This is a genomic window from Nonomuraea polychroma (genome assembly GCF_004011505.1).
Classification (GTDB): Bacteria; Actinomycetota; Actinomycetes; order Streptosporangiales; family Streptosporangiaceae; genus Nonomuraea; species Nonomuraea polychroma.
In genome coordinates this window covers 2,095,876-2,109,365 of the sequence record NZ_SAUN01000001.1, presented here as the reverse complement: position 1 = coordinate 2,109,365, position 13,490 = coordinate 2,095,876, and the positions used below count along the sequence as shown (strand labels likewise).

At 69.4% G+C, this 13,490-nt stretch carries 8 protein-coding genes; 5 read left to right on the top strand and 3 right to left on the bottom strand.

The features are described 5' to 3' along the window. Positions 1 to 111 precede the first annotated feature (111 nt). Together murA and EDD27_RS09335 are read left to right on the top strand one after the other, a co-directional pair. On the top strand, positions 112 to 1,419 hold the full coding sequence (gene murA, locus EDD27_RS09340; protein WP_127940579.1) for a UDP-N-acetylglucosamine 1-carboxyvinyltransferase: 1,308 nt from the start codon (positions 112 to 114) through the stop codon (positions 1,417 to 1,419). Positions 1,420 to 1,471: 52 nt separating this feature from the next. Beyond that, complete coding sequence (locus EDD27_RS09335; protein WP_241563936.1) at positions 1,472 to 3,694, top strand: transglycosylase domain-containing protein; 2,223 nt, start codon at positions 1,472 to 1,474, stop codon at positions 3,692 to 3,694. 93 nt (positions 3,695 to 3,787) lie between these two features. Here EDD27_RS09335 and dnaE read toward each other — a convergent pair whose 3' ends face one another. Then, the gene (gene dnaE, locus EDD27_RS09330; protein ID WP_127932037.1) at positions 3,788 to 7,312 is read right to left on the bottom strand and encodes a DNA polymerase III subunit alpha; all 3,525 of its coding nucleotides are present in this window, start codon (positions 7,310 to 7,312) and stop codon (positions 3,788 to 3,790) included. Between the two features lie 171 nt (positions 7,313 to 7,483). On the opposite strand from dnaE, the gene EDD27_RS09325 reads away from it, so the two are divergent. Continuing rightward, the gene (locus EDD27_RS09325; RefSeq protein WP_127932036.1) at positions 7,484 to 8,836 is read left to right on the top strand and encodes an amino acid permease; all 1,353 of its coding nucleotides are present in this window, start codon (positions 7,484 to 7,486) and stop codon (positions 8,834 to 8,836) included. Beyond that, positions 8,833 to 9,933 (top strand): SGNH/GDSL hydrolase family protein, encoded by a 1,101-nt coding sequence (locus tag EDD27_RS09320; protein WP_127932035.1) that lies wholly within the window; start codon positions 8,833 to 8,835, stop codon positions 9,931 to 9,933. Before EDD27_RS09325 ends, EDD27_RS09320 begins: the two co-directional genes overlap by 4 nt. A gap of 14 nt (positions 9,934 to 9,947) precedes the next feature. Here EDD27_RS09320 and EDD27_RS09315 read toward each other — a convergent pair whose 3' ends face one another. Beyond that, positions 9,948 to 10,460 (bottom strand): type II toxin-antitoxin system PemK/MazF family toxin, encoded by a 513-nt coding sequence (locus EDD27_RS09315; RefSeq protein WP_127940577.1) that lies wholly within the window; start codon positions 10,458 to 10,460, stop codon positions 9,948 to 9,950. A 15-nt stretch (positions 10,461 to 10,475) separates the two neighbouring features. Beyond that, positions 10,476 to 11,372: a chorismate mutase gene (locus tag EDD27_RS58250; protein ID WP_127932034.1), complete on the bottom strand. Its 897-nt coding sequence runs from the start codon at positions 11,370 to 11,372 to the stop codon at positions 10,476 to 10,478. Positions 11,373 to 11,660: 288 nt separating this feature from the next. On the opposite strand from EDD27_RS58250, the gene EDD27_RS09305 reads away from it, so the two are divergent. Next, complete coding sequence (locus EDD27_RS09305; RefSeq protein WP_127932033.1) at positions 11,661 to 13,490, top strand: serine/threonine-protein kinase; 1,830 nt, start codon at positions 11,661 to 11,663, stop codon at positions 13,488 to 13,490.

The window sequence follows — 13,490 nt, the reverse complement described above, 5'->3', positions numbered from 1 at the left end:
GATTGTGAGGACAGTTACCGCAAATGCGCGTACTTCCCTCGTCACGCCACTCCCCTTCACAAGTACGTCCGAATCAGCTTGATGGTATCCCCCGGTTAGGCTCGCTTCGTGATGCAAGAAGAGGTCTGGTTGATAGAGCCCTCCGGCCCGCTCCGGGGGGACGTCGAGGTGCGCGGTTCCAAGAACGGCGTGTCCAAGCACATGGTCGCCGCCATGCTCGGCAGTGGAGAGAGCAGCATCCACAACGCCCCTGAGGTGGGCGAGGTCGGCATCACCGCCGCCATGCTGGAAGCGCTCGGCATCCACGTTCGGATCTCCGGATCGGAGATCCGGATCGAGCGCGGCCCTGAGATCGAGCCGCGGGTGCCCGACGCGTTCACGGGGCTCAACCGCATCCCCATCCTCATGCTCGGGCCGCTGCTCCACCTGGCGGGGGAGGCGTTCGTCCCGCTGGTCGGCGGCGACCCGATCGGGCGGCGGCCGGTGAACTTCCATGTGGAGGCCCTGCGCTCGATGGGCGCCGAGGTGGAGGTGGGCGACACCGGCATCTACGCCAAGGCCAAACGCCTCAACGGCACCAGGCTCGAGCTGCCCTACCCGAGCGTGGGCGCCACCGAGACGGTGCTGATGTCGGCGGTGCTGGCCGAGGGCAAGACGGTGCTGAAGAACGCCGCCATGGAGCCCGAGGTGGTGGAGCTGGCGTTGTTCCTGCAGCGGATGGGGGCCAGGATCGAGCTCTCGCCCGACCGCAGGATCGTCATCGAGGGCGTCGAACGGCTCCGCGGCGCCTCCACCTGGCTGAACGGCGACCGCATCGAGGCGTTCTCGTACCTGGCGGCGGGCCTGGTCACCGGCGGAGAGGTGCGGGTGCACGGCTGCCCGCAGGACCGCCTGGTCACCGCGATCACCACGCTGGCCAGGATGGGCGCCCAGTTCGACATCAACGACGAATACCTGTGCGCGACGGCCCCGCCCGAGGGGCTGCGCGCGGCGGCCGTGCAGACCGACACCCACCCCGGGTTCATGACGGACTGGCAGACGCCGCTCATGGTGCTGTTCACGCAGAGCCAGGGCATGTCCGTCCTGCACGAGACGGTCTTCGAGAACCGTCTGGTGTACGTGCCCGCGCTGCAGAAGATGGGCTGCGAGATCGAGGTGTTCGACCAGTGCCTGGGCGGCCCCGCGTGCCGCTACCACGACACCAACGCCCGGCACTCGGCGGTCGTGCGTGGCGTGTCCAGGCTCCAGGGCGCCGACGTGACGCTGCCCGACATCAGGGCCGGGTTCTCGGCCGTGCTGGCGGCCGCGGTGGCCGACGGGCCGTCCACGCTGCGCGGCGTGCACCACATCGAGCGCGGCTACCACCGGCCGTTCCAGCAGTTCGCGTCCCTCGGTCTGAACATTCGCAGGCACAAGTAAAGACGTAGGAACCGGGCGTTTGTCGGCGTTCGGGCGGTTGCAGATTTTCTACGTGACCGTACTCAAATCCGTCGCGGGGCTCGGGCTGGCCGGAGCGGTCGGCGGGGTGCTCGCGGCGGGGCTGGCCGCACCCGTGGTGGGCGGCGGCGGCCTCGCGGCCAAGGACGTCGCGAACACCTTCGTCCACCTGCCGCCCGCCCCGCGCGAGGAGCCGCTCGCGCAGGTGACCAGGCTGCTGGACAAGGACGGCCGGCCGTTCGCCCAGTTCTACGAGGCGAACCGGACGGCCGTCCGGCTTCGTGCGGTCGCGCCTGTGATGCGCAAGGCGATCGTGGCCATCGAGGACGCCCGCTTCTACGAGCACGGCGGCCTGGACGTCAGGGGCACGCTCCGCGCGTTGCTCACCAACACCCAGGCAGGCGGCATCCGGCAGGGCGGCTCGTCCCTGACGCAGCAGCTCGTCAAGAACATCCTGGTGGAGAGCGCCCGCAGCGAAGCCGAACGGGACCGGGCCCGCGCGCCCAACCTGGCCCGCAAGATCACCGAGCTGCGGTACGCCCTGGCGCTCGAACGCAAGTACCGCAAGGACGAGATCCTGGAGCGGTACCTGAACATCGCCTACTTCGGCGCCGGCGCGCACGGCGTGGAGGCGGCCGCCCGCCGCTTCTTCTCCACGCCGGCCTCCCACCTGACCCTCACCCAGGCGGCCACGCTGGCGGGCGCGGTGCGGATGCCGTACTCGACCGACCCCTCGCTCGGCGCCGCCCAGCGGGCGCGGCTGCGGGAGCGGCGGGACCTCGTGCTGGACCGCATGGCCGGGCTCAAGATGATCACCCAGCAGGAGGCGGCGAGCGCCAAAGGCTCCCCCCTCGACCTCAAGCTCAGGCCCGAGCCCGGCGGCTGCGAGCAGAGCGCCTACCCGTTCTACTGCCTGTACGTCAAACACGAGCTCCTGTCCAACCCGGCGTTCGGCAACACCGCGGCCCAGCGGCGGGCCAGGCTGTCCAGGGGCGGGCTGGTGATCAGGACCAGTCTCGACCCGATCGCGCAGCAGGCCGCCGAGCGGGCCATCCGCCGCCACGTGCACCCCGAGGACACCGAGGTGGCCGCCGAGGCCATGGTGGAGCCGGGGACCGGACGGATCAAGGCGATGGCGGCCAGCAAACGGTTCGGCCGCAACCCGGGCAACCGCAAGAACGGTCCCAAGACCACGTTCAACCTGCCCGCCGACGTGGCGCACGGCGGCGGGCAGGGTTTCCAGGCCGGGTCCACGTTCAAGGTGTTCACCCTGGCCACCGCGTTGAAGCAGGGGTGGAAGTTCGGCGACGGCTTCCAGACACCCGGGGCGCTCGTGCCCAGCCAGGGTTATCGCAACTGCGCGGGCCGGCCGGTCAACGACCCCAACACCCGCGTGCTGAACGCCAGTGGCGAGGGCGAGGGCGGTCCGCAGAGCATCGAGACCGGCACCTGGAAGTCGGTGAACATCTTCTACATGATGCTGGAGCGCAAGGTCGGGCTCTGCAACGTGGTGAAGACGGCCAAGGCGCTCGGCGTCGTACGCGCCGACGGCAAGCCGTTGCGCGAGGTGCCGACGTTCACGCTGGGCGTCAACGAGATGGACCCGGTGACGGTGGCGGCGTCGTTCGCGGCGTTCGCCGCCCGCGGGATCTATTGCCGGCCGCTGGCCATCGTGGAGATCACCGGCAGGGACGGGCGGCGCACCCACGTGCCGCCGGTCTGCGAGCGGGCCATCCAACGGCCGGTCGCCGACGCGGTCAACCACGTCCTGCAGGGGGTGTTCGACAAGGGCACCATGAAAGGGCAGGGCCTCGGCCGGCCCGCCGCCGGCAAGACGGGCACCAACAACGGCTACACCTCGGCCTGGTTCGCCGGCTACACGCCGCAACTGGCGGCGGCCGTCAGCGTCGGCGACATCCGCGGCTCGTACCGGTTCCCGCTGCAGGGGGTGCAGATCGGAGACCAGTACTACGGGTCGGTGCAGGGAGCGTCGCTGCCCGGCCCGATCTGGGTGGAGTCGATGGGGCCCGCCCTGCGCCGCGTCGAGCCCCGAGGCTTCCCCGGGCCGGACATGTCACGCTTCGGCGGCGGCCACACGCCCGGGCTGAAGGAGGCTCAGGCCGAGCAGGAACGGCGCGAGATGCGGCGCGGCGACCGCGCCTTCGCCAAGCGCCACCGCAGGTTCATGCGGTGGCTGCTCGGCCGGGCCCCGGCCGCCCCATCCCCCGAGTGGCCTCACCGTCGCCGCCGCCACTAGCCCGTCAACGGCCGGTGCGTGCCAGGGCCGGCGGGCGTTCCCGGACGTCGCCGGCTCCTCGTGTGAGGGATGATGAGGCCGGGTCCGGCCCGTTCAGGCTCCCAGGCAGGCGGGCCCGAGCAGTTGCTTCAGATCGCCCATGAGCGCCGGTGACGGTGTGACCCGCAGGCGGTCGTCCACGCGCATCACGGTCGTCTTGGGCCCGTTGTGGACCTGCAGGTGCACCTCGGACGTGCCCGGATGGGTGGTGAGGATCTCCTTCAGCCGGCCCACGACCGGCGGTGTGCAGCGGGTCAGCGGCAGGCTCACCAGCAGCGGCCCGCCCGCCTCCTGCGTCAGGTCCGGCGCCGTCACCTCCATGGCGATGATCTTGGCGACGTCCTCCCGCTTGTCGATCCGCCCCTTGACGAACACGATCGCGTCCTCGGCCAGGAGCGTCGAGCACAGCTGGTATGCCGACGGGAAGACCATCACCTCGATCGCGCCTTCGAGGTCCTCCAGCTGGGTGAGCACCCACGTGTCGCCCTTCTTGGTGACCTTGCGCTGCACCCCGCTGAGGATGCCACCCACGGTCACGATCTGACCGTCGGGCCGGCTGTCGTCCTGGAGGGCGGCGATCGAGCAGTCCGCACCGGACGACAGGATGTGCTCGACGCCGAACAGCGGATGGTCGGACACGTAGAGGCCGAGCATCTCCCGCTCGAACTGCAGCAGCGTCGTCTTGTCCCACTCCCCCGGCGGGATCTGCACGTCGAACGTCTGGTCCTCGCCGCCCTCGATCGCGCCGAACAGCGAGTCCTGGCCGATGGCCTCGTTCTTCTTGATGTCGATGATCGCGTCGACGGCCTGCTCGTGCACCATGACCAGGCCCTTGCGCACATGCCCCAGCGAGTCGAACGCGCCCGCCTTGATCAGCGACTCGATCACGCGCTTGTTGCAGACGAGCGCCGGCACCTTGCGCAGGAAGTCCTTGAAGTCGGCGAAGCGGCCCTTCTCCTTGCGGGCCGCGATGATGCCGTCCACGACGTTGGCGCCGACGTTGCGGATGGCCGACAGGCCGAAGCGGATGTCGGTGCCGCGCGGGGTGAAGTCGAAGTCGGAGTCGTTGACGTCCGGCGGGAACACCTTGATGCCCATGCGGCGGCACTCGTTGAGGTAGAGGGCCGACTTGTCCTTGTCGTCCTTCACCGACGACAGCAGCGCGGCCATGTAGGCGGCCGGGTGGTTGGCCTTGAGGTACGCCGTCCAGTAGGACACCAGGCCGTAGCCGGCGGTGTGGGCCTTGTTGAAGGCGTAGTCGGAGAACGGCAGCAGGATGTCCCACAGCGCCTTGATGGCGGCGGCCGAGAAGCCGTTGTCCTGCATACCCTTCTCGAAGAACTCGAACTGCTTGTCCAGCTCGGACTTCTTCTTCTTGCCCATCGCGCGGCGCAGCAGGTCGGCGCCGCCCAGCGAGTAGCCGGCGACCTTCTGCGCGATGGCCATGACCTGCTCCTGATAGACGATCAGGCCGTAGGTCGTGTCGAGGATGTCCTTCAGCGGCTCTTCGAGCTCGGGATGGATCGGGACGATCTCCTGCTGGCCGTTCTTGCGCAGCGCGTAGTTGGTGTGGGAGTTGGCGCCCATCGGGCCGGGACGGTAGAGCGCGAGGGCGGCGGAGATGTCCTCGAAGTTGTCGGGGCGCATGAGCCGCAGCAGCGAGCGCATGCCGCCGCCGTCCAGCTGGAAGATGCCGAGCGTGTCGCCCCTGGCCAGCAGCTCGTAGGACTTGCGGTCGTCCAGCGGCAGCTTCAGCAGGTCGATCTGCTCGCCGCTGGTGGCCTCGATCATCTTCAGGCAGTCGTCGATGATCGTGAGGTTGCGCAGGCCCAGGAAGTCCATCTTCAGCAGGCCGAGCGTCTCGCAGGTCGGGTAGTCGAACTGCGTGATGATCGCGCCGTCGGAGTCGCGGCGCATGATCGGGATGTAGTCGGTCAGCACCTCGGCCGACATGATCACGCCGGCGGCGTGCACGCCTGTCTGCCTGATCAGGCCTTCGAGACCCTTGCCGAGGTCCATCGTCGCCTTGACGTCGACGTCCTCTTCGTAGAGCCTGCGCAGCTCGCCGGCCTCGGCGTAACGCGGGTGGTCCTTGTCGAAGATGCCCGACAGCGGGATGTCCTTGCCCATGACGGCGGGCGGGAACGCCTTGGAGACCTTGTCGCCCAGCGCATAGGGGTAGCCCAGGACGCGGCCCGCGTCCTTGATGGCGGCCTTGGCCTTGATGGTGCCGAACGTGGCGATCATGGCGACCTTGTCGGCGCCCCACTTCTCGGTGACGTATCTGATCACGTCACCGCGCCTGCGCTCGTCGAAGTCGATGTCGACGTCGGGCATGGACACGCGCTCGGGGTTGAGGAAGCGCTCGAAGATCAGGCCGTGCGGGATGGGGTCGAGGTCGGTGATGCCCAGCGCGTACGCCACCAGCGAGCCGGCCGCGGAGCCACGGCCGGGGCCGACGCGGATGCCGTTGTTCTTGGCCCACATGATGAAGTCGGCGACCACGAGGAAGTAGCTCGGGAACCCCATCTGGACGATGACCCGCAGCTCTTTTTCCGCCCACTCACGGTGCTCCTCGTCCACCCCCTCGGGGAAGCGCCGCTCGAGTCCCTTCCAGACCTCCTGGCGGAAGAATTGCTCCTCGGTCATGCCGTCCGGGACGGGGAAGGTCGGCATGAGGTTTTTGTGCTCGAAGAAACCGGTCGGGTCGACCTTCTCCGCCACCAGCAGCGTGTTGCGGCAGCCCTCCGCCCACAGGTCGGAGGAGTCGACCGCGCGCATCTCGTCGGCGTCCTTGATGTAGTAGCCGGTGCCGTCGAAGCGGAACCTGTCGGGGTCCGACAGTTGCTTGCCGGTCTGGATGCACAGGAGGGCGTCGTGGGAGGCGGCGTCGGACTCGTAGGTGTAGTGAGAGTCGTTGGTGACCAGCGGCGGGATGTTCAGCTCCTTGCTGATCCTGGTCAGCCCGTCGCGGACGCGGCGCTCGATGTCGAGGCCGTGGTCCATGATCTCCAGGTAGAAGTTGTCCTTGCCGAAGATCTCCTGATATTTGGCGGCGGCCTTGAGCGCCTCGTCGTAGTGGCCCAGGCGCAGCCGCGTCTGCACCTCGCCCGACGGGCAGCCGGTCGTGGCCATCAGGCCGTCGGCGTGCTCGGCGAGGATCTCGTCGTCCATGCGCGCCCACTTGCGGACGAAGCCCTCGGTGTAGGCGCGCGAGCTGAGCTTCATCAGGTTGTGCAGGCCCGTCTTGTTGCGGGCCCAGATCGTCATGTGGGTGTAGTAGCCGCCGGCCGAGACGTCGTCCCTCTTCTGGTGCGGCTCGCCCCAGAGCACCGGGCGCTTGTTGTGGCGGTTTTCCGGCGCGACGTAGGCCTCGATGCCGATGATCGGCTTGATGCCGGCGCCGGTCGCCTGCTTGTAGAAGTCGTAAGCGCCGTGCATGTTGCCGTGGTCGGTGATCGCGATCGCGGGCATGCCCAGCTCGCCGACCTGTTTGAACATCTGCTTCAGACGGGCGGCACCGTCGAGCATCGAATACTCCGTATGCACATGCAGATGCACGAACGAGTCGGACGACATGGAGCGGCGCCTCCCGGTCTGAAGATGTGTTTGGTGCGCTCTGACTCTAGTCGCCCGGACCGACATTCCGGGGTCGCACGGCGCGATCAGCGGGACCGGCGTGCCGGGCGACGGCGCGATGACCAGCACCGATATCGTCTCAGTTACGGAAAGTAGTGGAGGAGACACTCGGTGCGCACGCAAACGGACGAAGGCTACACACACGCGCTGGGCAACCGGCAGGTCCAGATGATCGCGATCGGCGGGGCCATCGGGGTGGGCCTGTTCCTCGGCGCCGGGGGCCGGCTGGCCGCCACGGGACCCGCCCTGGTGCTCTCGTACGCCGCGGCCGGGCTCGCCGCGTTCTTCGTCATGCGGGCGCTCGGCGAGCTGGTGCTCTACCGGCCGGTGTCGGGGTCGTTCGTCGAGTACGCGAACGAGTTCATCGGCCCGTGGGCGGCGTTCGCCAGCGGGTGGATGTACTGGGTCAACTGGGCGTTCACCGGCATCGCCGAGCTGACCGCGATCGCCGCGTACATCCACTACTGGGCGCCGGCGTTCCCCCAATGGATGACGGCGCTGATCGCGCTGGCGTTCGTGCTGACGGTCAACCTGCTGTCGGTGCGGCTGTTCGGCGAGCTGGAGTTCTGGTTCGCCATGCTGAAGGTCCTGGCGATCACCGTCTTCCTCGTGGTGGGGCTGGTGCTCGTGGTGTTCGCCGTCGGCGAGGCGGGGCCGCACAACCTGGTCGCGCACGGCGGCTTCACCCCGACCGGGTTCCCGCTCGTGCTGATGAGCCTGCAGTCGGTGGTGTTCGCGTACGCGTCGATCGAGCTGGTGGGCATCACGGCGGGCGAGACGGCGAACCCGCGGGAGGTCATGCCGAAGGCGATCAACGGCGTGGTCTGGCGGATCGCGATCTTTTACGTGGGGTCGGTGGCGCTGCTGGCCATGGTGCTGCCGTGGACGGCGTACCGGGCGGGCGTCTCACCGTTCGTGACCGTCTTCTCCGGCATGGGCGTCCCGTGGGCGGCGGACGCCATGAACCTCGTCGTGATCACGGCGGCGATGTCGTCCTGCAACTCGGGCCTGTACGCCACGGGCCGCATCCTGCGCTCGATGGCCATGAAGAGCGAGGCGCCGGGCTTCGCCGGGACGCTCAGCTCCCGTCATGTGCCGATCGGGGGCATCGTGTTCACCGCGGTCACGTTCCTGGCGGGGGTGGCGCTGTTCTACTTCCTGCCGGAGCGGGCGTTCAACATCGCCACGGCGGTCGCCTCGCTCGGCGTGATCACCACCTGGGGCGTGCTGGTCTACTGCCAGACCCGGCTGCGGCGGTCGGGGCACCGCTCGGCGTTCCCCATGCCGGGCTCGCCGTACACGAACTGGCTGACGCTCGGCTTCCTGGCGCTGGTGGTGCTGCTGATGCCGTTCGCCGACCGCGATCAGCAGGTCGCGTTCTTCCTCATCCCCGCGCTGGTCGTGGCCATCGCGCTGGGCTGGCTGGCCGTCAAGCGGAGGCGCGTGGCGAACGCGGCGCGGTGATCTCCGGGTTACCCTCGACGGGCAGGGAGTCGCCGTTCCGGGGGGAGGCCGCTCTGGAGGAGTCGAGACGGCGCAGCATCGTCCACATCGTGGCCGCCGCGGCCGTCGGCGTGGCGCTCGCCTTGGCGTGCGTGCCCCTGGGGGTCTACCCGAAGCTGGCCTGCGCCATCCTGGACGCGGGCTGCCCCGACGGCGTGTCGCCGCGCGGCCGGTTACCCCAGGTGGTCCGCCTGACGCCGGTGCAGGTCGCCCAGAGCGGCATGTATGTCGCGCTCGGCGACTCCTTCTCCTCCGGCGAGGGCGTCTACGAGCTGGACAAGCAGCCGATCAACGACGGCGCCGACCGGTGTCACCGCGCCACGGGATCCTACGTGCCGCTGGTCGCCCAGGCCTACCGCTTCAACGGCGGCACCGCCTTCTACGCCTGCAGCGGCGCCACCACGGGCCAGCTCATCTCCGGCCAGTGGGGCCACCGGCCCCAGATCACCCGCGTGGGCCCGTCCGCGAGCCTGGTGACGCTGAGCATCGGCGGCAACGACGCCGGCTTCACCAAGGTCCTGACCGCCTGCATCGCCAAGCTGCCGTGGTCGTCGGCCTGCGTCGACCAGGACACGGCCGTCACCCGCCGCATCGAGCGGCTGCGTACCGACATGTCGAAGGTCCTGCGCGAGCTGCGCGTCCGCGCGCCGAACGCGCGGATCGTCGTGCTCGGCTACCCGCGGCCGTTCCCCCGGGATCCAGTGGCTTCCGTGGACAACCTCACGGTGGAGGACCAGCGGTGGCTCAACGGGGTGACGCGGCGGCTCAACGACACGGTGGGGTCGGTGGTGGCCGAGTTCGACCGGGCGATCGCGGCGTTCGAGGGGCCGGGGAGCGTCGAGTACGTGGACGCCTACGAGGCGTTCGCCGGGCATGAGGTGGGGCGGCCGCAACCGTACCTGAACGGGCTGCACGTCGACATGGAGCAGCTCAAGGTCAATGCCCGCAGCTACCACCCGACGGGCGACGGCTACCGCCGCTTCGCCGACCTGATCACCAAGCAGATCGCCGCCGGCCCGGGCCGCCCCATGAACAACTTCCACCTCGCCAGCCCATGACCGCGGGGCGCCGCCTAGACGTAGACCCAACCGGTACGGTGCCGTCTCGTCACAGCCGACCACGTCATCGCGTCGCACGATCCTGCGATGTTGCCGACCGCGTCGTCGAAGAGCAGATAAGTCTGTCCCAGGTCGAGCCAGCTGTTCTTTCGCGACCGCTTGTCCCAGCCTTTCGTGGGTATCGCCACGCAATCACGCCGGCCGGATTTGTCCTGACTCGTGATCTTGAGAACCTCGATGGCCCGCTCATGAGTCCGTATCACCAGACAAGGGCGGACCTTGGATCCCGAGCCATCGGAGAACGGCACGTCAGCCCACCAGATCTGTCCCGGACGAGGGCGTGAGTTCCACGACGGATCTGGAGGGCCCGCATGGATTGAGGGGCGTGACTCATGCCATTTTCTCCAGAGCCACCGGATGACGACGAAGAACCCTAAGAAGAACAGCAGCCACGCCAGGCCGAGGGATATCCGCGACGCCCACGTCAGTGTGTCCTGGGCAGCGGCCATACCGGACGCGAGCGACATGATCACGAGCTGACCCTACTGGGCGGCACGTTCCTCGGCCAGGTGAAGGCCCGCTTCGATCACGGCGTTCATGATGGGGGCGAGACGGGCCTCGCCCAGCGCGGGCGCGCGCAAGGCCATCCGCGCCACCAGGGCACGCTCCCGGGCCATGTCCCGTCCCGCGAACCCGCCGACCGGCTTGATGCGCTGCACGATGCCCGCCAGCTCGGCGCGGTGTTCGAGGAGCGTGGCGAGGGCGGCGTCCACGCGGTCGATCGCCGCACGGCACTCCGGCAACGTGGCAGGCGTCTCTGGGCGCAACAGCGCGCCGACGACGGTCACGGCCTCCTCCGCCACGCGCAGGGCCGTCAGCGGGTCTGTCTCCTGTTCGAGGCCCGCACTCTCGACGATCAGTCCGTCGGCACCGGCCGCCACCGCGGCGGCCGACAACCCGATGTCATGGGAGACGTCGGCCAGCACCGGGCGGCCCGAGGCGGCCCAGGCCGCCCGCATCAGCCCGAGGTCGGGCCAGCCGCCCTGAGCTCGACCGGGCCGGCCACCCTCGCAGAGGATCACCCGCCCGTCGCCCTCGACCGCGCAGTAGTCGGCCAGGCCCAGCCATTCCTCCACCGACGCCGACGCCCGCCGCTCGACCACCACCGGCAGCCCCAGCCCGGCCGCCGCGCGGACCAGCGGGATGTCGCGCGTCCACGAGGCCCCCACCACCACGGCGTCCGCCAGCTCGGCGATCGCCGGCAAGTCCGCCGCCGAGTACGGCTCCGCCAGCGTGGCACGCCCCCGCAGCACCTCGTACGGGTCCGCCCGCCCGCCATGAGCCCGCAGGCTCACCCTGCTGCCGATCACCACGGCGGGCCCGTCGCCCACGAGCAGGTCTCCGACGGCGACCGCGTGCCGTTCCATCGTCGATGACATCCGCGACTCCACATTCGGGCCGGCTCCCTGAAGCCGGCGAGGAAAAACCAAAAAGGCAGAGACGGGCGTCTCTGCCTTGTGCCGACTCCAGGTGGTCGCTAGCGGACGACCGGCTCTCCCGGAGCCGGCTCGGTAAACGCATGGCGACAAGTCATATTCAGCACCCTACCCCACCCTCCACCTGCTGGACGGTCGTTCTCACATGGCGGACTGACCTTCAGGCGAGTCGCCGTTGATCCCTCGCTATGGGAGTATTTCTTGGCCTAGAGGGAGGGTTTGAGGCCGTTGATGTCGGATCGCAAGCAGGACGGACGCCGCATCGCCGGCCGCTACCAGCTGCAGGAACCCATCGGCAAGGGCGGGATGGGCATCGTCTGGCGAGCCCACGACGAACTCCTCGACCGCACGGTCGCGGTCAAGGAGGTCAGGTACGCGGCCGCCCTGGGCGAGGAAGTGCAGCTCCTGAACCGGCGCACGATGCGCGAGGCGAGGGCGGCGGCCAGATTCGAGCATCCCAACGTGATCGTCGTGCACGACGTGATCGAGGAGGACGGCCGACCCTGGATCGTCATGCAGCTCGTCCAGTCACGGTCGCTCGGCGCCGTGATCAAGCAGGACGGGCCACTGCCGCCCAAGCGGGTGGCCGAGATCGGCCTGGCGGTGCTGGACGCGCTGTACCGCGCCCACGAGGCGGGCGTGCTGCACCGCGACGTCAAGCCGGAGAACGTCCTGCTGGCCGACGACGGCAGGGTCGTGCTCACCGACTTCGGCATCGCCACCCTGGAGACCGAGACGCAGCTGACCGTGACGGGGCTGGCGGGCACGCCGGCGTTCATCGCCCCCGAGCGGCTCAAGGGCCTGCCCGCGCGGCGCGAGTCCGACCTGTGGTCGCTGGGCGCCACGCTCTACACGGCCGTGGAGGGCCGCTCGCCGCACGAGCGCGGCATGGCCCTGGCCACCATGCACGCCGTGCTGACCGACGAGCCGGATCCCGCCAGGAACGCCGGCCCGCTGGCCGAGGTGATCAGCGGGTTGCTGCGCAAGGAGCCGGTGCAGCGGCTCACGTACGAGGAGACCGCGCGGATGTTGCGCGCGGCCATCGCGGAGTCGAGCGCACCGCCGACCGCGCAGTTCCCGGCGGCACAGCGGCTGGAAGCTCCGGGGCCCACCAAGCCGCACAAGGCGGCCGGGCTGGGCAAGCCGCGCAAGCCGCCCTACCAGCCCGCCCAGCCTGCCCCGCCCGCCGCGCACCAGGCGCCGGCCGAGGACGACACGCCGACGGACCCGAATCTCGCGCCCGTCCCGGTGGACGTGCCCGAGACCGGTGCGCGGCTCACCCCGGCGACCTCCGGCCCGAAGCCGCCCGCCGAGTCCACGATCGACGCGGGCAGGCCCGATCCCCGTCGGCCGGGGCCGATCATCGCGGCGGCCGTGGCGGTCCTGCTGGTCGCCGGCATGGGCGGCTACCTCGGCCTGAGCTCGGCTCCCGAGGACAGCACGCCGGACCCCGACAGGTCGCAGCAGGCCGCCTGGGTCACCGCGACGCCCCCGCAGGCCTCGCCGGACGCCTCGCAGTCGCCCTCGGCGGAGCCGTCCGCGTCGCCGTCGCCGAGCCCGTCCGCCACCTCCAGCCCCAGCCCGAGTCCGAGCCCCACCAAGTCGGCTGACGCGCTGCCGGCAGGCTGGAAGATGTACAAGGACAAGAAGATGGGCTTCTCCATCGGGCTGCCCAAGGGCTGGGACGTGTTGACCCGCAGCGGCAGGCAGGTCAGGTTCAGGGGCCCGGGGGCGGCTCCGAACGCGTACCTCATGATCGAGGAGGCCGCGAACCCGGGCACGGACCCGTACAAGGACTGGAAGAAGCAGGAACCGTCCCTCAAGCACAACTTCGGCGGCTACAAGTTGCTCGACATCAAGAAGGTCGACTACATGAAGGCCGCCGCGGACTGGGACTTCACCTGGAACACCAACACGGGCAAGACCCGGGTGCGCAACCGGGGCTTCGTCACCGACAACGGGCGGGCGTACGCCATCTACTGGCACACGCTCGACAGCCACTGGAAGAAGGACTACGACCTCTTCGAGGGGTTCTGCGCGACGTTCAAACCGGCCAAGTAA